The sequence below is a fragment of the Limnohabitans sp. TEGF004 genome (assembly GCF_027924965.1).
Classification (GTDB): domain Bacteria; phylum Pseudomonadota; class Gammaproteobacteria; order Burkholderiales; family Burkholderiaceae_C; genus Limnohabitans.
In genome coordinates this window covers 2,326,726-2,347,504 of the sequence record NZ_AP027056.1, presented here as the reverse complement: position 1 = coordinate 2,347,504, position 20,779 = coordinate 2,326,726, and the positions used below count along the sequence as shown (strand labels likewise).

Below are 20,779 nucleotides of genomic sequence, written 5' to 3'. Positions count from 1 at the left end.
TCGCCTTGTTTCGTTGGCGTGGCTGCGTGCTGCGGGATAAGCCTAGGCTCCTCTTCGCTTCGCTCAGAATGTCGCTACGGCTTATCCCGCAGCACTTGTTTGTGTGCGGATCACTTCGCTCCCGAATCTGATGCGTGCAACGCGAAGAGAGGCTCAGTGGTGTTGCCCGTAGCGACATTCTGAGCGCAGCGAAGAGGAGCCTAGGGCAATGCCACTGGGCCTCTCTTTACCCCGCAGTAGAAAGCGCAAGTCCAGCGTGCTCACGCAAAGGATGGAAATGAATCTTAGGAAAGCGTTCCTGCGCCAACCGCACGTCATAGGGTGACGTACACAAATACGCCAAAGTGTTGGCCGCATCCAAAGCCATGCGCTGTGGATACGCATAGTTGAACTCACGCAGCTCAGCCGGAGTGTCCGCAGTAATCCAACGCGCGCCGGTGTACTGGCAGCTCTCTAGCTTCACATCGCAGTCGTATTCAGCCTTCAAGCGGTGCTGCACCACTTCAAACTGCAACTGGCCCACAGCGCCCAGCAACATTGCGCCACCTGCTTCGGGTTTAAATACCTGAATCGCACCCTCTTCGCCCAACTGGTCCAAGCCCTGTTGCAGTTGCTTGGTGCGTAATGGATTTTTCAAAATCACCGTCATGAACAACTCAGGTGCGAAGAAAGGCAAGCCTGTGAATTGCAAAGCGGGTCCGTCCGTGATGGTGTCACCCAGTTGCACACCACCGTGGGTGGTGAAGCCGATGATGTCGCCGGCATACGCTTCTTCCACCGCTTCGCGGCGTTGCGACATGAAGGTCACCACGCTGGTGGGGCGCAGTTCTTTGGCGGTGCGTTGCACTTTGAGCTTCATGCCGGGGGTGAACTTGCCTGAGGCCACGCGCACAAAGGCAATGCGGTCGCGGTGGTTGGCGTCCATGTTGGCTTGCACCTTGAACACCACGCCTGCGAAGCCTTCGTCTTCCGGTTGAATGGTTTTTTCAATGGCTTGCTTGTTGACGACAAGGTGGCTCAAACGAGGGCGGGGGGAGGGCGCGAGGTCGACCAAAGCGTCGAGCACTTCCATCACACCAAAGTTGTTCACGCCCGAGCCAAAGAACACGGGGGTTTGTTTGCCCGCCAAGAAGGCTTCTTTGTCGAACTTGGGCGATGCGCCGGTGGCCAGTTCCATGCTTTCCATGGCGGCGGCCCATTCCAATCCAAAACGCTCAGCCAGCTTGGCTTGCTCGGTGAGTGGGTGTGTTTCAAAGTCTTGCGGCAAGCGCTCAGAGCCTGAATCAAACACGGTCATGGCTTGCGTGCGCAAGTTGATGATGCCGCCGAACAACTTGCCTTGGCCCACAGGCCATGTCATGGGCACGCAGGGCATGCCGAGTTCGCGCTCCACTTCGTCGAGGATGTCGAGTGGGTCGCGCACTTCGCGGTCCATCTTGTTCACGAAGGTGATGATGGGCGTGTCGCGTTGACGGCACACCTCAATCAAGCGGCGGGTTTGCGCTTCCACACCGTTGGCCGCGTCAATCACCATCAATGCCGAGTCCACGGCAGTCAGCACGCGGTAGGTGTCTTCCGAGAAGTCTTTGTGGCCGGGGGTGTCGAGCAAGTTGATGACGTGCTCGCGATAGAGCATCTGCATCACCGACGAGGCGACCGAAATGCCGCGCTGCTTTTCAATCTCCATCCAATCGGACGTGGCGTGGCGGCTGGCTTTGCGGCCTTTGACGGCGCCCGCGATTTGAATCGCGCCCGAGAACAGCAACAGCTTTTCGGTCAGCGTGGTTTTACCCGCGTCGGGGTGAGAAATGATGGCAAAGGTGCGGCGACGGCGCACTTCGTTCAGGAAAGAGCTCATGGGGTCACTATAAAAAGGGAGTGCCTAAAAACGGCAAATCAAGGCGGGGATCATAGCGCTGGGGCCGTGGCGAAGCAGGGGTTTTAGAAGTTCGTTTAAAATCTTGCCTATCCGAGGAGCGCTGCAGCCTGTCGGCCCGCAAGGGGCTATTTCACAGGTGAGGCTCGGACTGCCAACCGCGCTCACCCACTAGTCGACGTGAGGTGAGCTCCTCGAAGATTCTTTCGGACTCCCAGATGACGCCAACCGCGCGTTGCTAGTGGCTTTGCCAACTATTGGAGTCTCACAAATGAACGCTGTTCTTAAAACCAACGCCGCCGCCGATTACATCGTGGCCGACATGTCTTTGGCCGCTTGGGGCCGCAAAGAAATCAAAATCGCCGAAACCGAAATGCCCGGTTTGATGGCCATCCGCGAAGAGTTCGCCAAAGCGCAACCTTTGAAAGGTGCTCGCGTGACCGGTTCTTTGCACATGACCATTCAAACGGCTGTGTTGATCGAAACCTTGAAGTCTTTGGGCGCTGACGTGCGTTGGGCTTCTTGCAACATCTTCTCAACCCAAGACCACGCTGCTGCTGCGATTGCCGAAGCTGGCATTCCTGTGTTCGCCACCAAAGGCGAAACCTTGGCTGAGTACTGGGATTACACCCACCGCATTTTTGAATTTGGCGCCGCTGGCTCGCAAGGCGAAGGCCCCAACATGATCTTGGACGACGGCGGCGATGCCACGTTGTTGATGCACTTGGGCAAGCGCGCTGAAACCGACGCTTCGTTGATTGCCAACCCCACCAGCGAAGAAGAAACATGTTTGTTCAACGCCATCAAAGCTAAATTGGCCGTGGACCCCACTTGGTACAGCCGCAAAGGTGCGCACATCATCGGCGTGACCGAAGAGACCACCACCGGCGTGTTGCGCCTGAACGAAATGGCCGCAAAAGGCAGCTTGATGTTCCGCGCCATCAACGTGAACGATTCGGTGACCAAGAGCAAGTTCGACAACCTGTACGGCTGCCGCGAATCCTTGGTGGACTCCATCAAGCGCGCCACCGACGTGATGATCGCTGGCAAAGTGGCTTGCGTGGCCGGTTACGGCGACGTGGGCAAAGGTTCTGCCCAAGCCCTGCGTGCCCTGAGCGCCCAAGTTTGGGTGACCGAGATCGACCCGATCAACGCCCTGCAAGCTGCTATGGAAGGCTACAAAGTGGTCACCATGGAATACGCTGCTGACAAGTGCGACATTTTCGTGTCGGCCACCGGGAACAAAAACGTGATCCGCTACGAGCACATGGCCGCCATGAAAGACGAAGCCATCGTTTGCAACATCGGTCACTTTGACAACGAAATCGACGTCGCGTCGCTGGAAAAGCTGGAGTGGGACGAGATCAAGCCGCAGGTCGACCACATCAAGTTCCCTGATGGCAAAAAGATCACCCTGCTGGCCAAAGGCCGCTTGGTGAACCTGGGCTGCGCCACCGGCCACCCCAGCTTTGTGATGAGCTCAAGCTTTGCGAACCAAACGATCGCTCAGATCGAGTTGTTCACCAAGCAAGACGAATACGAAGTGGGCAAGGTCTACGTGCTGCCTAAGCACCTCGACGAAAAAGTGGCGCGTTTGCACCTCAAGAAAGTCGGCGCCATGCTGACCGAGTTGAGCGACGAGCAAGCGGCTTACATCGGCGTGTCTAAGAACGGCCCTTACAAAGCCGACACTTACCGCTACTAAGCACTCGCATTTCATTGATGCGAGCCGACCAGCTACTCCTCGAACGTGGTTTAGCCGCTTCGCGCTCTCAAGCGCAGCGGCTGATTGCTGCGGGCGTGGAGTGGCGGTTAGGCACCAAGCCGTGGCAACGCGTGACCAAGAACGGTGACGAGTTGCCGCTGCCCAGCGAGCTACGTTTGCTGGACACGGCAGAGGCGCGCTATGTGTCTCGCGGCGGTTTGAAGTTGGAAGGTGCGCTGCTCAGCAGCGGCCTGTCTGCCCAAGGTTTGCGATGCCTTGATGTGGGGCAAAGCACGGGGGGCTTCACTGATTGCTTGTTGCAGCAAGGTGCTGCACAAGTGGTGGGCTTGGATGTGGGGTATGGCCAGTTGCACCCGCGCTTGCGCGACGATGCGCGTGTGGTGTGTGTAGAACGCATCAACGCACGCGAGCTAGAGATCAACGATGCGCGTGTGCCAGACGGCGCACTTGGTTTTGATTTGGTGGTGGGTGATTTGTCTTTTATTTCGCTCACCCTTGTATTACCCGCGTTGCTGCCCTTGTTGAAAAAAGGCGGCGCGCTGCTGATGTTGGTCAAGCCGCAATTTGAATTGCAGCCCAGCGACATTGGCAAAGGCGGCTTGGTCAAAGACGAAGCCAGCTATGTGCAGGTCGAGGCGCGATTGCGCGAGGCCTGTGCTGCTTTGAATTTAGATGTGTTGGGCTATTGGCCCAGCGCCATTGCCGGTGGCGATGGCAATAAAGAATTTTGGATTGGTGCGCGTCGTGCGTGATGCGCCAACAAGTGAGACGGATATGAACGCGAATAACAGCTTGAGCATTGAGTTTTTTCCTCCTAAGACACCTGAAGGTGCAGAGAAGTTGCGCGCGGTGCGTCAGGCGCTGTACCCCCTCAAGCCGCAGTTTTGTTCGGTCACGTATGGTGCAGGTGGTTCTACGCAAGCCGGCACGATTTCTACCTTGAAAGAAATTTTGAGCGAAGGTATGGCTGCTGCATCGCACTTTTCGTGCATCGGTGCCACGCGCGACAGCGTGCGCCAACAACTGGCCGAGTTCAAAGCCATGGGCGTGAAGCGCTTGGTTGCCTTGCGTGGTGACTTGCCCAGCGGCTATGGTGTCGGTGGTGAGTTTCATTACGCCAGCGATTTGGTGGCCTTCATCCGCGCAGAAACGGGTGACGACTTCGGCATTGAAGTGGCCGCCTACCCAGAGATTCACCCACAAGCCAAATCGGCCGAGGCAGATTTGCAAGCTTTTGCCACCAAGGTGAAGGCGGGTGCTGATTCAGCGATTACCCAATACTTTTACAACAGCGATGCGTATTTCCGTTTTGTGGAAGATGCCGACAAGTTGGGCGTGCACATTCCTATCGTGCCGGGCATCATGCCCATCAGCAGCTCGTCTCAACTGCTGCGCTTCTCTGATGCGTGTGGCGCAGAAATCCCACGTTGGATCCGTTTGCGCTTGCAAGGTTACGGCGACGACATTGCGTCTATCAAAGCTTTTGGCTTGGAAGTCGTCACAGATTTGTGTGACCAGTTGCGTGCAGGCGGTGCGCCTGGGCTGCATTTCTACAGCATGAACCAAAGTGCAACGACTTTGGCCATTTGCAAAAATTTGGGTTTGAGCGCTTAACAAGCCCCAAGCCCCAAACGACAAGGCCTCGCATCGCGAGGCCTTTTTCATGTTCGCGAGGTTGGCCGCTTAGCCACCCGACTCCACAGCCCAGCCACGACCTGGGCCGCGTGCCAAGGTTTCTTCGATGACAGGCAATGCTTCGTTCAACAAAGGCTTGAGCGCGAAAGGTGGGTTGACGATGAACATGCCGCTGGCACTCAAGCCCGTGTCGTTGCCGCCGGTTTGGCGGCCAATCGCCAAGGTGGCGTGTAGCCATGGCTTTTTGACTTGGCTGCACAGGCCTTTGAGCTTGCGCGGCAAGTCGTGCGCTTCAGGGCGCGGCACGATGGGGTACCACACGATGTAGGTGCCGGTTGCAAAACGCTTCAAGCTGTCTTGAATGCAATCGAGCACGCGGTAGTAGTCGTTTTTGATTTCGTAGCTAGGGTCAATCAGCACGCAGGTGCGGCGTGAGCCAGCGCTTGAAACAGGCGGTGGCAACAAGGCCTTGAGCGACTCAAAACCATCTGCACGCATGACGCTGACGGTGCGACCTGCTTCTAGCTGCTGCACGTTGCCCACCAGCGATTTGTGGTCGGTGGGGTGCAATTCAAACAGCTTCAGGCGGTCACGCGCTTCGTGGCGCAACAGCTTGTGAATGATGAACGGCGAGCCAGGGTAAATCTTGCTGCTGCCTTTGGCGTTGAAGCCGGCCACCATTTCAAGATAGTCGGTCAAGGCGGCGGGGCCTTTGAGGTTGAGCAGCTTCAGCACGCCTTCGGCGGCTTCGCCGCTTTTCTCGGCATAGTCGCCGTCTAGGCGGTACAGGCCAGCGCCTGCGTGCGTGTCCACAAACTGAATGCCTGCGTCTTTTTGCATCAAATGCTTCAAAGTGGCAATCAAAGTGAGGTGTTTGAGGACGTCGGCGTGGTTTCCGGCGTGAAAAGCGTGGCGATAACTGAACATGGGCCGGATGGTAACCCGCCAAACCGCCTTGTTTTGGCCAGATTTGCGCTAAGCACTTGATTTTGCTTATAATCTTTGGCTCTGCAGCGTTTGAGTGGTCCCGCGGCAGAGGCTTCGAAAGAAGCACTTCCCACCTAAGAGGTTCTCAACAGAAGAACGCCGACCGTGGAAAAGGACCCTACAAACCAACTCTCCTTTTAGGATTTAACTATGTCTACATTCAGCGCAAAACCCGCTGACGTGGTGCATGAGTGGTTTGTGATTGACGCCACCGATAAGGTGCTCGGACGAGTAGCCAGCGAAGTTGCTCTCCGTTTACGCGGCAAACACAAAGCCATTTACACACCCCACGTCGATACAGGTGACTTCATCGTCATCATCAACGCATCCAAACTCAAGGTCACTGGTACCAAGTCTTTGGATAAGGTGTACTACCGTCACTCTGGTTATCCAGGCGGTATCACAGCTACAAACTTCCGTGACATGCAAGCCAAGCACCCTGGCCGCGCATTCGAGAAGGCCGTCAAAGGCATGTTGCCTAAAGGCCCACTCGGCTACGCCATGATCAAAAAGCTCAAGGTGTATGGCGGTGCTGAGCACCCACACACCGCACAACAGCCTAAAGTGCTGGACATCTAAGGAGCTGAAATGATTGGTGAATGGAACAACGGCACCGGCCGTCGCAAATCAAGCGTCGCTCGCGTGTTTCTGAAAAAAGGCTCCGGCAAAATCACGATCAACGGTAAAGACATCGCCGCATATTTCGGCCGTCAAACCTCGATCATGATTTCGAAGCAACCCTTGATGCTGACCAACAACGGCGAAGCGTTTGACATTCAAGTCAACGTGCACGGCGGTGGTGAGTCTGGCCAAGCTGGTGCAGTGCGTCACGGTATTACCCGCGCTTTGATCGACTACGACGCAGCTTTGAAGCCCGTCCTGTCACAAGCCGGTTACGTGACTCGCGATGCTCGTGAAGTCGAACGTAAAAAGGTTGGCTTGCACTCTGCTCGTCGCCGCAAGCAGTTCAGCAAGCGTTAATCCGCTTTCTGTTTTGCCAAAAGCCGCATGGGTTCTCCCTTGCGGCTTTTTTATTGGCGCTATCAAGTCCGTGTAGATGGGGCAATGCCCACATCGGCAATAGCGTTTCTCGGGCCTTGTGCAGTGCTATACCCGAGTAAAGCGATATACTTTTAGGCATTGATTCAGGAGTCCTTACATGAGCGCAGTTGCCGAAAACGTCCAAACAGAAATGCCATCCCCATTCGTCTTCACCGACAGCGCGGCGGCCAAAGTGGCCGACCTGATTGCGGAAGAAGGCAACCCTGAATTGAAGTTGCGCGTGTTCGTGCAAGGCGGCGGCTGTTCAGGTTTTCAATACGGTTTCACGTTCGATGAAATCGTGAACGAAGATGACACCACCATCAACAAAAACGGCGTGTCTTTGCTGGTTGATGCGATGAGCTACCAATACTTGGTGGGCGCAGAGATTGACTACAAAGAAGACTTGCAGGGCGCTCAGTTCGTCATCAAGAACCCGAACGCGACATCCACTTGCGGCTGCGGTTCGTCGTTCTCAGCTTGATCGACCGACGCTTAAAGCTCAGGCTTTAAAAATTCCACCCAGTATGCGGGCGCCTTGAGCGCCCGTTACTTTTGGTAGGTTGCCCGGCAGGCCCAGTACGGTTTGGCGAGCCAGCCAGGCAAAGGCGGCTGCTTCGACTTGCAAAGGCGGCATGCCGCGTTCAGCGGATGACAACACGCGCACCTTGGGTAAGCCCGCCTGCAAGCGTTGCATCAGCAACCCATTCAACGCGCCACCACCACACACGATGAGCTCAGATGCATCTGCTGCATGGCGCAGCACATCATTCACGCAAGTGCGTGCGGTGAACTCGGTGAGGGTGGCTTGCACATCGGCAGCGTTGGCGTTAGCAAAGCCGCTCAACTGCTGCGCTAACCAAGTGGGGTGGAACAAATCGCGCCCCGTGCTTTTGGGGGGTGCTTGGTGCAAAAAAGGCTCGGCCAGCATGGCTTGCAACAAAGGTTCAATCACGTTGCCGCTAGCGCCCCATGCGCCGTTGTTGTCAAAGGCATAGCCGGTGTGCGCTTGGCACCAGTGGTCGAGCAGCGCGTTACCAGGGCCGCAGTCAAAACCCAGCACATCGCCATTCGCGTGCAGCACGCTGAGGTTGGCAATGCCGCCAATGTTGAGCACGCCCACGGTGTGGTCAGGTTGGCAAAAGATGCCTTGGTGAAACACGGGCACCAGCGGCGCCCCTTGGCCACCTGCAGCCACATCGCGACTGCGGAAATCGGCCACCACATCAATGCCGGTGAGCTCGGCCAGCAAAGCTGGATTGATGAGTTGCAGCGTGTAGCCCGTGCCATCAAACGCGCCTGGCTTGTGCCGCACAGTTTGGCCGTGGGCGCCGATAGCGCATACATCGCTGGCGCTTGTGTGTGTGACTGCCAGCAAGGCTTGCACGGTTTGCGCGTACACGCGCACCAGACCGTTGGCCGCTAAGGCGGCGCGGTGTAGTTCGTTGTCAGACGGGGTGTTGAGCGCGAGCAGTTCTTGTTTGAGTGTTGGCGCAAAAGGCATGGCGTGGTGTGCCAAGACGCGTGGCTGAGCGCCACTGAAATCTGCCAACACTCCGTCTACACCATCGAGCGAGGTGCCCGACATCAAGCCAATGAAAAGCTTCTGTGATGTTCCTGCCGTCGACATTTATTCGGCGCTGCTCACTTGGCTGGTGGCTGCAGCGGCGAGGTCAACTTTGGCGATGGCTGCGTGGCGCTTGAACTGCTCGCGTGCTGCGGCAGACACTTCCACCGCCACGCTTTGGCGAGCCATGGTGAGCGGGTCTTTGTGCTGACCGTTCACACGAAACTCAAAGTGCAAATGTGGACCCGTGGCCCAGCCGGTTGAACCGACCAAGCCGAGTGTTTGGCCTTGCATGACAGACTGGCCACGTTTGACGTTGATGCGACTCAAGTGCGCGTAAACGGTGGTTTGGCCGCTGGCGTGTTTGACCATCACCACATTGCCAAAGCCCCCCTGTGAGCCAGCTACGTCCACAATGCCTTGACCCACGCTGCGCACCGGCGTGCCGGTGGGCGCTGCATAGTCCACGCCCAAGTGGGCGCGCCAAGTTTGCAGAATAGGGTGAAAGCGCATTTTGAAGCCACTGGTCATGCGCGAGAAGGCGAGGGGTGATGCCAAGTAGGCGCGGCGCAGACTGATGCCGTCAGCGTTGTAGTAGCCGCCTTCTTTGGAGCCGGCTTCTTTGAACCAAAACGCTTGATGTGTTTTGCCGTTGTTCACAAACTCGGCCGAGATCACGCGGCCTGTGCGAAGCACTTCGCCATCGGCTTCGAGCGACTCATACACCACAGCAAATCGGTCACCCTTGCGCAGGGCGCGGTGAAAGTCGATGTCGCCCGCAAAGATGTCAGCCAACTGGCTGGCCACGCTGTCGGGGATGTTGGCATCATCCGTAGCCGCGAACAACGAGCTTTGAATCGTGCCGTTGCTCATGCGGGTGCTCACGTTCAAGCGTGCTGTCTCTTCGTGCTCTGTGAAACCGTTGGGGGTGCGCTCCATCACCCAGCGGGTGAAGCTCTCGCCATCGTCGTTGGCCCAGCGAGCGGTCAGGCGTGTGAGTTTGTGTTCGGTGTCACCCGTCACGCTGACAAGACGGCCTGCACGACCGATGAACTTTTGGCGCGGGGTGCGTGCATCACGTAGGTAAGCAGCGGCTTCTGGATCGCTCAGGCCCAAGCGCGAAAGCAGGCTGTCGGCTGAGTCGCTCGAGCGGGTGACGTCCGAGCGGAACAGTTGCAGTAATGGATCAGCCCACAAGCTGGGCAGCGACAAGGTATTGACGCTTTCCACCACTTGGCGCAAGGGAAGTTTGGAGGCGCCGTCATCCAAGTTGGCGACTGCAAATGCACCGCCACCGAGGACGGAGAGTGCGATGGCCACGCCCGCCAAAACGCGGCGGTGTTGTGTGTGAAGGCTGTTTTGTAGGCGCGTGACCCACAAAGAAAACGATGTCTGCAAGGTATTTCTCCAGCAGTAGGTAGAAGGCGGGGACGTCAGCCCAAAGCCTCAAGGTTTGGGCCTCTAAAATCAGGCTCAAACACCAAACCGTCAAGTATACCTTGGATGGTAAAAAATCCTTATGAATCAAGCATCTTTACAAACTCACCCCGTTGTTCACCCAGTGACTGACCGTGTCCTCGAAGCCTTGGCTGTCACCAAACGCGGCTGCGAAGAACTGATTCCAGAAGACGCCTGGGTAAAAAAGCTCGCGCGCTCAGAAGCCACGGGTCAGCCCTTGCGCATCAAATTGGGCCTAGACCCCACCGCGCCCGACATCCACATCGGCCACACCGTGGTGCTCAACAAAATGCGTCAGTTGCAAGACTTGGGGCATCAGGTCATATTTTTGATTGGCGACTTCACCAGTTTGATTGGTGACCCATCAGGACGTAACAGCACACGCCCACCGCTCACGCCTGAGCAAATCAAGGTTAACGCCGAGACGTATTACAAGCAAGCCTCATTGGTGCTCGACCCCGCCAAAACCGAAATTCGTTACAACAGCGAGTGGTGCATTCCGCTGGGCTCCATGGGCATGATTCAGTTGGCATCGAAGTACACCGTGGCGCGCATGATGGAGCGCAACGACTTTCATGACCGCTTCCACGCCAACACGCCCATCAGCGTGCACGAGTTTTTGTACCCGCTCATGCAGGGCTACGACTCGGTGGCTTTGAAGTCTGATTTGGAATTGGGTGGCACAGACCAAAAATTCAACCTGCTCATGGGCCGCCATTTGCAAGCTGAATACGGCCAAGAAGCGCAGTGCATCTTGACCATGCCGCTGCTTGAAGGCTTGGACGGCGTTGACAAAATGTCCAAGTCCAAGAACAACTACATCGGCATCAGCGAAGAACCCAACACCATGTTTGCCAAGGTGCTGTCCATCTCTGACGTGCTCATGTGGCGTTGGTACACCTTGCTGTCGTTCAAGTCGATGGCGGATATTGAAGCCTTGAAAAAAGAAATCGAAGGCGGTCGCAATCCCAAAGACGCCAAGGTGGCTTTGGCCAAAGAAATCACCGCACGTTTCCACGGTGCAGCTGCAGCCGAAGCCGCAGAGCAAGACTTTATCAACCGCAGCAAAGGCGGCGTGCCCGATGAAATTCCAGAGGTATCGCTCAGCGGCGCACCCATGGGCATTGGCGCCTTGCTCAAAGCCGCAGGCTTGGCGCCTTCCAGCAGCGAAGCCAACCGTTTGATTGACGGCGGTGGCGTGCGCGTGGACTCCAGTGTGGTCAGCGACAAAGGTTTGAAGTTGGATGCGGGTACGTTTGTGGTGCAAGTGGGCAAGCGCAAATTTGCGCGTGTCACCTTGGCATAACAGAGCGCCACTAGACTGCGTGCATGAACACCCACACCCTTGAAAAATGGCTCTCGCCCAAAGGTCTGCTTTGGGCTTCGGTTGTGGTGGCATGCATCACCATCGCACTCAAAACCTTGGCATGGCACCTCACCGATTCGGTGGGTTTGTTATCCGATGCGATGGAGTCGCTGGTCAACTTAGCCAGCGCGATATTTGGTTTGATGATGGTGACCGTCGCCGCTATGCCTGCGGATGAGGATCATCCGTATGGCCACCACAAAGCCGAATATTTTTCGTCTGGCTTTGAAGGAATTCTCATTGTGGTGGCTGCGCTGGGCATCATTTGGGCGGCCAGCCATCGCATATTTGACCCGCAGCCTTTGGAGCAAGTGGGCCTTGGTTTGGCCTTGTCGGTCGCCAGCTCGGTGCTGAATGGCTTGTTGGCTTGGGTCATGTTTCGTGCCGCTAAAACACATCGTTCTATCGCGCTAGAAGCGGATGCACGTCACTTGGTGACCGATGTGTGGACGTCGGTGGGCGTGGTATCGGGCATTGCATTGGTGAGCTACAGCGGTTGGTTGTGGCTCGATGCCGTGGTGGCGATAGGTGTGGCCATCAACATTCTCAAAGAAGGTTGGCATTTGATTTGGGGCGCATCGCAAGGCTTGATGGACGAAGCGGTTGAGCCCGAGGTGCAAGCACAGATACAAAAAGTGCTGGAAGACTTCTCTCTCGGTCACGAAGAGTCGTGGGCTCAGCATGTGCACGTGGTGCGGTTTGACCATGTGATCACGCGTAAAGCGGGGCAGCGTCGCTTTGTGGATATGCACATGCACATGCCTGCGGATTGGTCGCTCGGCTTAGCGGCCAACTTGCGCGGCAATGTAGAGCAAGCATTGATGAAAGCGGTGCCCGGTCTGCGCGCCACTATTCAGCTTCTCCCCAGTGATGTGGAAGCGCATTTCGACGATCCGAAAGACGGCGCATGAAAGTAGTGTTGCAACGCGTGAGTGAGGCGCGTGTGTTGGTGGATGGCCAAACAGTGGGTGAAATTACCCAAGGCTTGATGATGTTGCTGTGTGCCGAGAAAGGTGACACCGAAGCCGTCGGCCAAAAGATGCTCGACAAAATTCTGAAGCTGCGCGTGTTCTACGACGATGCAGGCAAGATGAACCGCAGCGTGGTGGATGTGAATGGCGGTTTGTTGGTGGTCAGCCAGTTCACCTTGGCGGCCGACACCAGCAGCGGCACGCGCCCCAGCTTCACCAGCGCAGCGCCCGCAGACGAGGGTCGTCGCTTGTATGACGCATTTGTGGCGCAAGCCAAAGTGCAACACCCCAACGTGCAAACAGGCATCTTTGGCGCGGATATGAAAGTTCATTTGGTCAACGACGGCCCCGTGACCATCCCAATCACGATAATCGGTGCATGACCGATACAAAAAATACCGCTACGACCTTTGCTTCCCTGAGCCTCGCGGCCTCTTCACTAGATAACTTGACGCAGCTGGGCTACACCCAGATGACTCCCATTCAAGCCGCGAGCTTGCCCCTCACCTTGGCGGGCCGCGACTTGATTGCCCAAGCCAGCACAGGCAGCGGAAAGACAGCCGCCTTTGGCATTCCCTTGGTTGAAAAACTCGATCCTGCGCAGTTTGACGCGCAAGCCATGATTCTTTGCCCCACGCGCGAATTAGCCGACCAAGTCACGCAAGAAATTCGCCGCTTGGCCCGCGCGGTGGGCAATATCAAAGTGGTCACGCTGTGTGGTGGTGTTGCGTTACGCGGCCAAACCGTGAGCCTAGAGCATGGTGCGCATGTGGTGGTGGGCACGCCCGGCCGCATCATGGACCATTTGGAGCGCGGCTCTCTCAGCTTGCAAGGCTTGAAGATGTTGGTGCTCGACGAAGCCGACCGCATGTTGGACATGGGTTTCTTTGATGACATCGCCAAGGTGGCGCGTCAGTGCCCCAAAGACCGCCAAACTTTGTTGTTCTCGGCTACTTATCCAGAAGGCATTGCCAAGCTCGCCTCCCAGTTCATGCGCGAACCGCAAACCGTGAAGGTGCAGGCACAACACGATGCGCAAAAAATCAAACAGATTTTTTTCGAGGTGAGCAACAACGAACGCTTGCATGCGGTGTCGCAACTGCTCAATCACTTCCGCCCTGAATCCACGCTGGCGTTTTGCAACACCAAACAGCAATGCCGCGATTTGGTGACCGTGCTGCAAGCCCAAGGCTTCAGCGCCCTGGCCTTGTTTGGTGAGCTAGAGCAACGCGAACGCGACCAAGTGCTGGTGCAGTTTGCCAACCGCAGTTGCTCGGTGTTGGTGGCTACCGATGTGGCGGCGCGTGGCTTGGATGTGGCCAATTTAGAAGCCGTCATCAACGTGGACGTGACGCCCGATCCCGAGGTGCACATTCACCGCATTGGCCGCACAGGTCGCGGCGATGCCGAAGGCTTGGCCTTGTCACTTGCCAGCATGGACGAGATGGGCAATGTGGGCAAGATTGAACAGTTGCAAAACCGCGAGTCCACCTGGGCGCCACTTAACAGCCTTACGCCTGCCGCCGGCGGCATCTTGCAGCCGCCGATGGCAACGCTGCAAATTGTGGGCGGCCGCAAAGAGAAGATTCGTGCCGGTGATGTGTTGGGCGCACTCACGGGTGATGCAGGCTTCACCAAAGAGCAGGTGGGCAAGATCAATGTGAACGAGTTTTCCACCTACGTGGCGGTGGAGCGGAGCATTGCGCGTGAAGCCGTCAAGCGTTTGAGTGCGGGGCGCGTCAAAGGCAAGACGGTAAAAGTGCGTTTGTTGGAAGACGCCTTGGGTCGTTAATCTTGAGCTCTGTATCAGTAAGGGCAGGGCAGGCCGAGGCTTGCCATGATGAACATCTCTAACGTTTCCATCTCGATGGCATCTTTTTCAGAGGTTTCGTGGTCATAGCCTTGGGCATGCAACGCGCCATGAATCAGCAAATGTGCGTAGTGCTCTTGCAGTGACTTGCCTTGCTCTTTGGCCTCAGTTGCCACCACGGGTGCACACAGCACGAGGTCGGCCATCACCATTGGGGCTTGGGCGTAATCAAACGTCAGCACATTGGTGGCGTAGTTTTTCTTGCGGTAGCTGCTGTTGAGTGCTTGGCCTTCTTCAGCGTCGACGATGCGCACCGTCATTTCGGCGTCATGGGCCAAGGCGCTGCGAATACAGCGGTTCACAAACGCGCGAGGTAATGCAGCGCGGTGGCGCGCGGCGTAGGGCACGTCGCCAAATTGCAGGGTCAGGTCTAAGGTGGGCAGTGCCATATTTTTAAGATTGTTTCCGTGAAGGGGCGCCGGTGGTGGCTGTGCGTTGTGCGTCATAAGCGTCAACGATGCGGGCCACGAGTGGGTGGCGCACCACATCGGCGCTGGTGAATCGGGTGACCGAGATACCTTTGACGCGTTTCAACACGCGCTCGGCATCAATCAAACCACTGAGCTGGCCCTTGGGCAAGTCAATCTGGCTCACGTCACCCGTGACCACCGCTTTGGCGCCAAAGCCAATGCGGGTGAGGAACATCTTCATTTGTTCGGGCGTGGTGTTTTGCGCTTCGTCCAAGATGACAAAGGCGTTGTTGAGCGTGCGGCCACGCATGAAGGCGAGGGGCGCAATTTCAATGGCATTGCGTTCAAACGCTTTTTGCACGCGGTCGTAACCCATCAGGTCATACAAGGCGTCGTACAGGGGGCGCAAATACGGATCGACTTTTTGGCCCAAGTCACCGGGCAAGAACCCGAGTTTTTCGCCTGCCTCGACAGCGGGACGCGTCAACACAATGCGTTGCACCGCGCTGCGCTCTAGCGCATCCACAGCACAGGCCACGGCCAGATAGGTTTTGCCAGTGCCCGCAGGGCCAATGCCAAAGCTGATGTCGTGCGCTGCAATGTTGTCAAGGTAGGCGGCTTGTGTGGGCGTGCGTGGACGCAAGTCCGTGCGGCGGGTTTGAAGTGTGGGAATGTCTTCCTCTTCCATCGCGCTGTCACCCGCCAGCATGAGTTGCACTTGTTCGGGGGGGATCGCTTTGGCCGCGCGCTCGTACAAGGCTTGCAGCACTTCCATGGCGCGGGTGGCTTTGGCTTTGTGGCCGTCCACTTTGAACTGCTCGTGACGGTGGGCGATCTTCACGTCTAGCGCGAGTTCGATGGTGCGCAAGTGTTCGTCGGTGGGGCCGCACAAATGCGACAGACGGGTGTTGTTATGCGGGGTGAAGGTGTGGCGAAGAATCAAGTCGATAATCTCTCAAAAGGTACCCCAATGATAGGCAAGTTAACAGGCATCCTCAGCGAGAAAAATCCACCGCAAGTTTTGGTGGACTGCAATGGCGTGGGCTACGAAGTCGATGTGCCCATGAGCACGTTTTACAACCTGCCCGCCAATGGCGAAAAAGTGTCCTTGCTCACACACTTCGTGGTGCGCGAAGATGCACAAATTTTGTTTGGCTTTGGCACGGTGTCTGAACGCGCCACGTTTCGCTTGCTCATCAAAATCTCAGGCGTGGGTCCGCGCATGGCCCTTGGCATTTTGAGTGGCTTGAGTGCAGACGAGTTGGCGCGTGCTGTGTCTGACCAAGATGCAGGTCGTCTCACCAAGGTGCCGGGCATTGGCAAGAAAACGGCAGAGCGTTTGTTGCTCGAACTCAAAGGCAAGCTCGGCGCAGACCTTGGCCCCCATTTGTTTTCCACGCCCGACCACCAAAGCGACATCTTGCAAGCCTTGCTGGCGCTGGGCTACAACGACAAAGAAGCCGCTGCCGCACTCAAGGCATTGCCCGCCGATGTGGGCGTGAGTGACGGCATCAAGCTGGCGCTGAAATCTTTGGCCAAATAAACCATGAGCATTCAAACCGACGATTTCGCCCCATCGCCCGTGCCTTCGCGCATGGTGTCTGCTGCGCCTGTATCGCCCAACGAAGAAGCGATTGAGCGCGCGCTACGCCCCAAACTGCTGCAAGAGTATGTGGGCCAGATGAAGGTGCGTGAGCAGCTCGAGATTTTCATTGGCGCAGCCAAGAAGCGCAACGAAGCGCTCGACCATGTGCTGCTGTTTGGTCCACCCGGTTTAGGCAAGACGACGCTGAGCCACATCATTGCGCAAGAGCTGGGTGTGAACCTGCGCTCTACCAGTGGCCCCGTGTTGGAGAAGCCCAAAGACTTGGCCGCGTTGCTGACTGGCTTAGAGAAAAACGATGTGCTGTTCATCGACGAGATTCACCGCTTGTCGCCCGTGGTGGAAGAGATTTTGTATCCCGCGCTAGAGGACTACCAAATCGACATCATGATTGGTGAAGGCCCAGCGGCCCGCAGCATCAAGCTCGACTTGCAGCCTTTCACTTTGGTGGGGGCCACCACCCGTGCGGGCATGTTGACCAACCCCCTGCGTGACCGCTTTGGCATTGTGTCGCGCTTGGAGTTTTACACCGCCGAAGAGCTGCAACGCATCGTGGTGCGCAGCGCGGGTTTGCTGGACACGCCGATGGATGTGGAAGGTGGTTTTGAGATTGCGCGTCGCTCACGCGGCACGCCACGCATTGCCAACCGCTTGCTGCGCCGTGTGCGCGACTATGCAGATGTGAAGGGCACAGGCCGCATCACCGAAGACATCGCCAAAAAAGCATTGGCCATGTTGGACGTGGACCCGCAAGGCTTTGACTTGATGGACCGCAAATTGTTGGAGGCGGTGATTCACCGCTTTGATGGCGGCCCCGTGGGCCTCGACAACATTGCCGCCAGCATTGGTGAAGAGCGCGACACGATTGAAGACGTGATTGAGCCGTATTTGATTCAGCAAGGTTTCTTGCAACGCACGCCACGTGGCCGCATGGCCACTTTGGCGGCGTACCGCCACTTGGGTGTCACGCCGCCCAAGGCGATTGGCGACGTCACCACAGATTAAGTGGTGGTTTCGTCGCGAGGCGCGCCATGTGCTTCATCAAAGTGCGACACATCACCCCAGCCCACCAGGCTCAAGCCCTGAGGCGTCCATAGCAATCGGTTGATGGCCGCATTGCCTAAGTGCCATGTGCGTGGCGCTTCTACCGATTGGTTGGTGGCCAAGCGATACAACGCATCCATTACGCCGCCGTGCGCGACCAACACAATTTGTTCGCCAAGGTGTTGACTTGCCAGTTCATTCACGCAGTGGCTAATTCGCTCGCGCAAGACCGTCAGAGACTCGCCGCCCGACGGCGCCCAATGTGGGTCACGTCCACGCCAAAGTTTGCATTCTTCTGCGTGTTGGGTCTCGATTTCGGCCCATGTTTTGCCTTGCAAATGGCCAAAGTGGCGCTCGCGCAATTGCAAATGCGGTGTCACTTGCGCAGGTGTGTGGGTGCGTGCAGCCAGTCGGGCGGGGGCATTTGCAATGGCTTGCGCTGTTTCAAATGCACGGCGCAAGTCGCTGCTGTAAATGGCATGAATAGGTTCTTCTGCCAAGGCATGGCCCACGCGCTCGGCTTGCCAGCGACCTGTTTCGTTCAGGTCAATGTTGAGGTGGCCTTGAATGCGGGTGTCAACATTCCACAGGGTTTCCCCGTGGCGGATGGCGAGAATTCGGGTGGCTTGCATAGGGGCTTAGTTTAAGGATTCAAAAATCGTGCAAAATAGCACGATCGTTCTTTTCTAGAGTTTCATTCAAAAGTTCCGCATGAACGCCACACGAAAAACTGCAGCCAGCGAAAGCAAGGCGTTGCAAAAAGGCCAGCAAACCAAAGCTGCCATTGTCGACGCGGCTTTGGGTTTGGCGACGCAAATCGGCCTTGAAGGTTTGAGCATTGGCGCGTTAGCCGAGGTGGCGCGCATGAGCAAGTCGGGCGTGTTTGCCCACTTTGGCTCGCGTGAAGAGTTGCAAATTTCGGTGGTGCGTGAATACCACTTGCGCTTTGAAGCTGAAGTGTTTTTGCCCATCTTGCAAGTCGAGCGCGGCTTACCACGTTTGCGCCAGTTGTTTGCCAACTGGACCAAGCGCACATCGGCCGAGATTGACTCGGGTTGCCTCTACATCAGTGGCGCGGCAGAGTTTGATGATCGTCCCGGCCCTGTGCGCGACGCTCTGGCCAGCTCGGTCAAAACTTGGCTCGCTGCGGTGCACCGCACGGTGATGCAAGCGCGCGAAGAGGGCCACTTGGCCGCTGATATGGATGCAGAGCAAATGGTGTTCGAACTGCACGGCCTCATCTTGGCGCTGCAATACGAAGCCCGATTTTTACGTTCGTCCAAATCGTTGGCACGCACCCTCAAAGGTTTTGAAAACATCTTGCAGCGTTACGGTGCAAGCAATGCCACATCCGTCAGTCAAACAAGCGCCAAGCGCACTAGCCCATCCAAAAAGTAAGGAGACAAAACCATGCCCAGCTACACCCCACCTCTGCGCGATATGCAATTTGTGCTGCACGAAGTGCTGCACGTCACGGATGATTTGAAGCAAATGCCCAAACATGCCGACATGGATGCCGATACGATTACGGCGGTATTGGAAGAGGGCGGTAAGTTTGCATCTGAGGTGATCTTCCCGCTCAACCAAATCGGTGACGAACAAGGATGCACGCTCAACCGCGACACGCATGAAGTGAAAACGCCTGATGGTTTCAAGGCCGCTTATGACCAATACGTGCAAGGCGGCTGGCCAGCGTTGAGTGCTGACCCGGAGTACGGCGGTCAAGGTTTGCCCATCGTGGTGAACCAGTGCTTTTACGAAATGCTCAACAGCGCCAACCAAGCGTGGACCATGTACCCCGGCCTCACGCACGGCGCTTACGAGGCCTTGCACGCGCACGGCACTGACGCACAAAAAGCGCTGTATTTGCCCAAGCTCACCAGTGGCGAGTGGACAGGCACCATGTGTTTGACCGAGCCGCATTGCGGTACCGACCTGGGTCTCTTGCGTACCAAGGCCGAGCCACAAGCCGATGGCAGCTATCGCATCACGGGCAACAAGATTTTCATCAGTGCCGGTGAGCACGACATGGTGAGCAACATCGTGCACTTGGTGTTGGCACGTTTGCCTGATGCGCCTGCGGGCAGCAAAGGCATCAGCTTGTTTGTGGTGCCTAAGTTCCACGTCAAAGCCGATGGCAGCCTTGGCGAGCGCAACGGCATCTATTGCGGTGGCTTAGAGCACAAGATGGGTATCCACGGCAACGCCACAGCACAGATGGTGTTGGACGGCGCGGTGGGCACGATGGTGGGCCAGCCCAACAAAGGTTTGGCCGCGATGTTTGTGATGATGAATGCCGCACGCATCGGTGTGGGCATGCAGTCCTTGGGCTTGACCGAGGTGGCCTATCAAAACGCAGTGGCCTATGCCAAAGACCGCATCCAGTCGCGCAGCCTCACGGGCGCCAAAGACCCGAGCAAACCAGCCGACAGCATTCTGGTGCACCCAGATGTGCGCAAGATGCTGCTCACAGCCCGGGCCTACGCCGAAGGTGGCCGTGCGTTGGCGTTGCACTGCGCCTTGCTCATTGACCGTGAGTTGAATCACCCTGACGAAGCGGTGCGTGCAGAGTCGGCCGAGCAAGTGGCCTTGCTCACGCCCATCGTGAAAGCCTTCATCACCGACAACGCGTGGACTGCCACCTCGTCGTGCATGCAAGTGTTTGGTGGCCATGGCTTTATTCGCGAATGGGGCATGGAGCAATACGTGCGTGATGCCCGCATCAACATGATTTACGAAGGCACTAACACCATTCAAAGCTTGGACTTGTTGGGCCGCAAGGTGCTGGGTAATCAAGGTGCTTCTCTTAAGAAGTTTGGCAAGCTGATTGCCGAACTGGTGGCAGAGGCGCAAGGCGATGACGACATGGCCGAGTTCGTCAATCCATTGGCCAAATTGGGCCAGCAGATGACACAGTTCACTGGCGAGATTGGCTACAAAGCCATGGAAAACGCCGACGAAGTGGGCGCTGCTGCTGTGGACTACCTGCGTGTGGCAGGCCATTTGGTGTTTGGCTACTTCTGGGCTCGCATGGCCAAAGTAGCGCTGCAAAAAATTGCCGAAGGCAACCGCGACCCGTTCTACCAAGCCAAGCTGCAAACCGCACGCTTTTACTTTGCCAAGCTGTTCCCAGAAACCGCGTCGCTCATGCTCACCGCCCGTGCCGGCTCGGCTGTGCTGATGGAGACAGAGGCAGTGTTTGCCTGAGTTGTATCGTCATTTAAT

The 20,779-nt window shown here is 56.8% G+C and carries 21 protein-coding genes and 1 riboswitch; of the genes, 14 read left to right on the top strand and 7 right to left on the bottom strand.

Features of this window, described 5'->3' with window-relative positions:
* Nucleotides 1-226 precede the first annotated feature (226 nt).
* The gene (locus LINBF2_RS11555) at nucleotides 227-1,858 is read right to left on the bottom strand and encodes a peptide chain release factor 3 (RefSeq protein ID WP_281889037.1); all 1,632 of its coding nucleotides are present in this window, start codon (nucleotides 1,856-1,858) and stop codon (nucleotides 227-229) included.
* Between the two features lie 107 nt (nucleotides 1,859-1,965).
* A riboswitch (S-adenosyl-L-homocysteine riboswitch) is annotated at nucleotides 1,966-2,049 on the top strand.
* Nucleotides 2,050-2,147: 98 nt separating this feature from the next.
* On the opposite strand from LINBF2_RS11555, the gene ahcY reads away from it, so the two are divergent.
* The 3 genes from ahcY to metF are packed head-to-tail and all read left to right on the top strand — an operon-like array spanning nucleotide 2,148 to nucleotide 5,216.
* Nucleotides 2,148-3,581: an adenosylhomocysteinase gene (gene ahcY / locus LINBF2_RS11550; protein WP_281889036.1), complete on the top strand. Its 1,434-nt coding sequence runs from the start codon at nucleotides 2,148-2,150 to the stop codon at nucleotides 3,579-3,581.
* A gap of 17 nt (nucleotides 3,582-3,598) precedes the next feature.
* Nucleotides 3,599-4,354: a TlyA family RNA methyltransferase gene (locus tag LINBF2_RS11545; RefSeq protein ID WP_281889034.1), complete on the top strand. Its 756-nt coding sequence runs from the start codon at nucleotides 3,599-3,601 to the stop codon at nucleotides 4,352-4,354.
* A gap of 22 nt (nucleotides 4,355-4,376) precedes the next feature.
* On the top strand, nucleotides 4,377-5,216 hold the full coding sequence (gene metF / locus LINBF2_RS11540; RefSeq protein WP_281889032.1) for a methylenetetrahydrofolate reductase [NAD(P)H]: 840 nt from the start codon (nucleotides 4,377-4,379) through the stop codon (nucleotides 5,214-5,216).
* A gap of 69 nt (nucleotides 5,217-5,285) precedes the next feature.
* Here the strand turns inward: metF and rlmJ are convergent, their stop codons facing one another.
* Nucleotides 5,286-6,164, bottom strand: a complete 879-nt coding sequence (gene rlmJ / locus LINBF2_RS11535; protein ID WP_104797056.1) for a 23S rRNA (adenine(2030)-N(6))-methyltransferase RlmJ — start codon at nucleotides 6,162-6,164, stop codon at nucleotides 5,286-5,288.
* Nucleotides 6,165-6,374: 210 nt separating this feature from the next.
* Here rlmJ and rplM point away from each other — a divergent pair, with 210 nt between their 5' ends.
* From rplM to erpA, 3 genes are all read left to right on the top strand, one after another.
* The gene (rplM, locus tag LINBF2_RS11530) at nucleotides 6,375-6,803 is read left to right on the top strand and encodes a 50S ribosomal protein L13 (protein WP_100131731.1); all 429 of its coding nucleotides are present in this window, start codon (nucleotides 6,375-6,377) and stop codon (nucleotides 6,801-6,803) included.
* Nucleotides 6,804-6,812: 9 nt separating this feature from the next.
* Nucleotides 6,813-7,205 (top strand): 30S ribosomal protein S9, encoded by a 393-nt coding sequence (gene rpsI / locus LINBF2_RS11525; protein WP_104797055.1) that lies wholly within the window; start codon nucleotides 6,813-6,815, stop codon nucleotides 7,203-7,205.
* A gap of 178 nt (nucleotides 7,206-7,383) precedes the next feature.
* Complete coding sequence (gene erpA / locus LINBF2_RS11520; RefSeq protein ID WP_104797054.1) at nucleotides 7,384-7,749, top strand: iron-sulfur cluster insertion protein ErpA; 366 nt, start codon at nucleotides 7,384-7,386, stop codon at nucleotides 7,747-7,749.
* A gap of 18 nt (nucleotides 7,750-7,767) precedes the next feature.
* Here the strand turns inward: erpA and LINBF2_RS11515 are convergent, their stop codons facing one another.
* Both LINBF2_RS11515 and LINBF2_RS11510 read right to left on the bottom strand, forming a co-directional pair.
* Nucleotides 7,768-8,895 (bottom strand): anhydro-N-acetylmuramic acid kinase, encoded by a 1,128-nt coding sequence (locus LINBF2_RS11515; RefSeq protein WP_281889026.1) that lies wholly within the window; start codon nucleotides 8,893-8,895, stop codon nucleotides 7,768-7,770.
* On the bottom strand, nucleotides 8,896-10,230 hold the full coding sequence (locus LINBF2_RS11510) for a M23 family metallopeptidase (protein WP_281889024.1): 1,335 nt from the start codon (nucleotides 10,228-10,230) through the stop codon (nucleotides 8,896-8,898).
* A 121-nt stretch (nucleotides 10,231-10,351) separates the two neighbouring features.
* Between LINBF2_RS11510 and tyrS the strand changes: the two genes are divergently transcribed.
* Genes tyrS through dbpA form a run of 4 tightly spaced genes read left to right on the top strand, consistent with a single transcriptional unit; the run spans nucleotide 10,352 to nucleotide 14,419 of the window.
* Nucleotides 10,352-11,596 (top strand): tyrosine--tRNA ligase, encoded by a 1,245-nt coding sequence (gene tyrS, locus LINBF2_RS11505; RefSeq protein ID WP_281889022.1) that lies wholly within the window; start codon nucleotides 10,352-10,354, stop codon nucleotides 11,594-11,596.
* A 23-nt stretch (nucleotides 11,597-11,619) separates the two neighbouring features.
* Nucleotides 11,620-12,567, top strand: a complete 948-nt coding sequence (locus tag LINBF2_RS11500; protein ID WP_281889020.1) for a cation diffusion facilitator family transporter — start codon at nucleotides 11,620-11,622, stop codon at nucleotides 12,565-12,567.
* Nucleotides 12,564-13,010, top strand: coding sequence for a D-aminoacyl-tRNA deacylase (dtd, locus tag LINBF2_RS11495; protein ID WP_281889019.1), 447 nt, complete (start codon nucleotides 12,564-12,566; stop codon nucleotides 13,008-13,010). Before LINBF2_RS11500 ends, dtd begins: the two co-directional genes overlap by 4 nt.
* Entirely contained in the window at nucleotides 13,007-14,419 is a 1,413-nt protein-coding gene (gene dbpA / locus LINBF2_RS11490; RefSeq protein WP_281889016.1) for an ATP-dependent RNA helicase DbpA, read from the top strand. Before dtd ends, dbpA begins: the two co-directional genes overlap by 4 nt.
* Nucleotides 14,420-14,433: 14 nt before the next feature.
* Here dbpA and ybeY read toward each other — a convergent pair whose 3' ends face one another.
* Entirely contained in the window at nucleotides 14,434-14,886 is a 453-nt protein-coding gene (gene ybeY, locus LINBF2_RS11485; protein WP_281889014.1) for an rRNA maturation RNase YbeY, read from the bottom strand.
* 4 nt (nucleotides 14,887-14,890) lie between these two features.
* On the bottom strand, nucleotides 14,891-15,850 hold the full coding sequence (locus LINBF2_RS11480) for a PhoH family protein (protein ID WP_281889012.1): 960 nt from the start codon (nucleotides 15,848-15,850) through the stop codon (nucleotides 14,891-14,893).
* Between the two features lie 27 nt (nucleotides 15,851-15,877).
* Between LINBF2_RS11480 and ruvA the strand changes: the two genes are divergently transcribed.
* Both ruvA and ruvB read left to right on the top strand, forming a co-directional pair.
* On the top strand, nucleotides 15,878-16,450 hold the full coding sequence (gene ruvA / locus LINBF2_RS11475; protein WP_281889011.1) for a Holliday junction branch migration protein RuvA: 573 nt from the start codon (nucleotides 15,878-15,880) through the stop codon (nucleotides 16,448-16,450).
* A 3-nt stretch (nucleotides 16,451-16,453) separates the two neighbouring features.
* The gene (gene ruvB, locus LINBF2_RS11470; RefSeq protein WP_281889009.1) at nucleotides 16,454-17,515 is read left to right on the top strand and encodes a Holliday junction branch migration DNA helicase RuvB; all 1,062 of its coding nucleotides are present in this window, start codon (nucleotides 16,454-16,456) and stop codon (nucleotides 17,513-17,515) included.
* On the opposite strand, the gene LINBF2_RS11465 is transcribed toward ruvB, so the two are convergent.
* Nucleotides 17,512-18,186, bottom strand: coding sequence for a histidine phosphatase family protein (locus tag LINBF2_RS11465; protein ID WP_281889007.1), 675 nt, complete (start codon nucleotides 18,184-18,186; stop codon nucleotides 17,512-17,514). The genes ruvB and LINBF2_RS11465 overlap by 4 nt on opposite strands.
* A gap of 79 nt (nucleotides 18,187-18,265) precedes the next feature.
* On the opposite strand from LINBF2_RS11465, the gene LINBF2_RS11460 reads away from it, so the two are divergent.
* Nucleotides 18,266-18,952, top strand: coding sequence for a TetR/AcrR family transcriptional regulator (locus LINBF2_RS11460; RefSeq protein ID WP_281889005.1), 687 nt, complete (start codon nucleotides 18,266-18,268; stop codon nucleotides 18,950-18,952).
* A 12-nt stretch (nucleotides 18,953-18,964) separates the two neighbouring features.
* Nucleotides 18,965-20,761 (top strand): acyl-CoA dehydrogenase C-terminal domain-containing protein, encoded by a 1,797-nt coding sequence (locus LINBF2_RS11455; RefSeq protein ID WP_104797041.1) that lies wholly within the window; start codon nucleotides 18,965-18,967, stop codon nucleotides 20,759-20,761.
* Nucleotides 20,762-20,779: the final 18 nt, after the last annotated feature.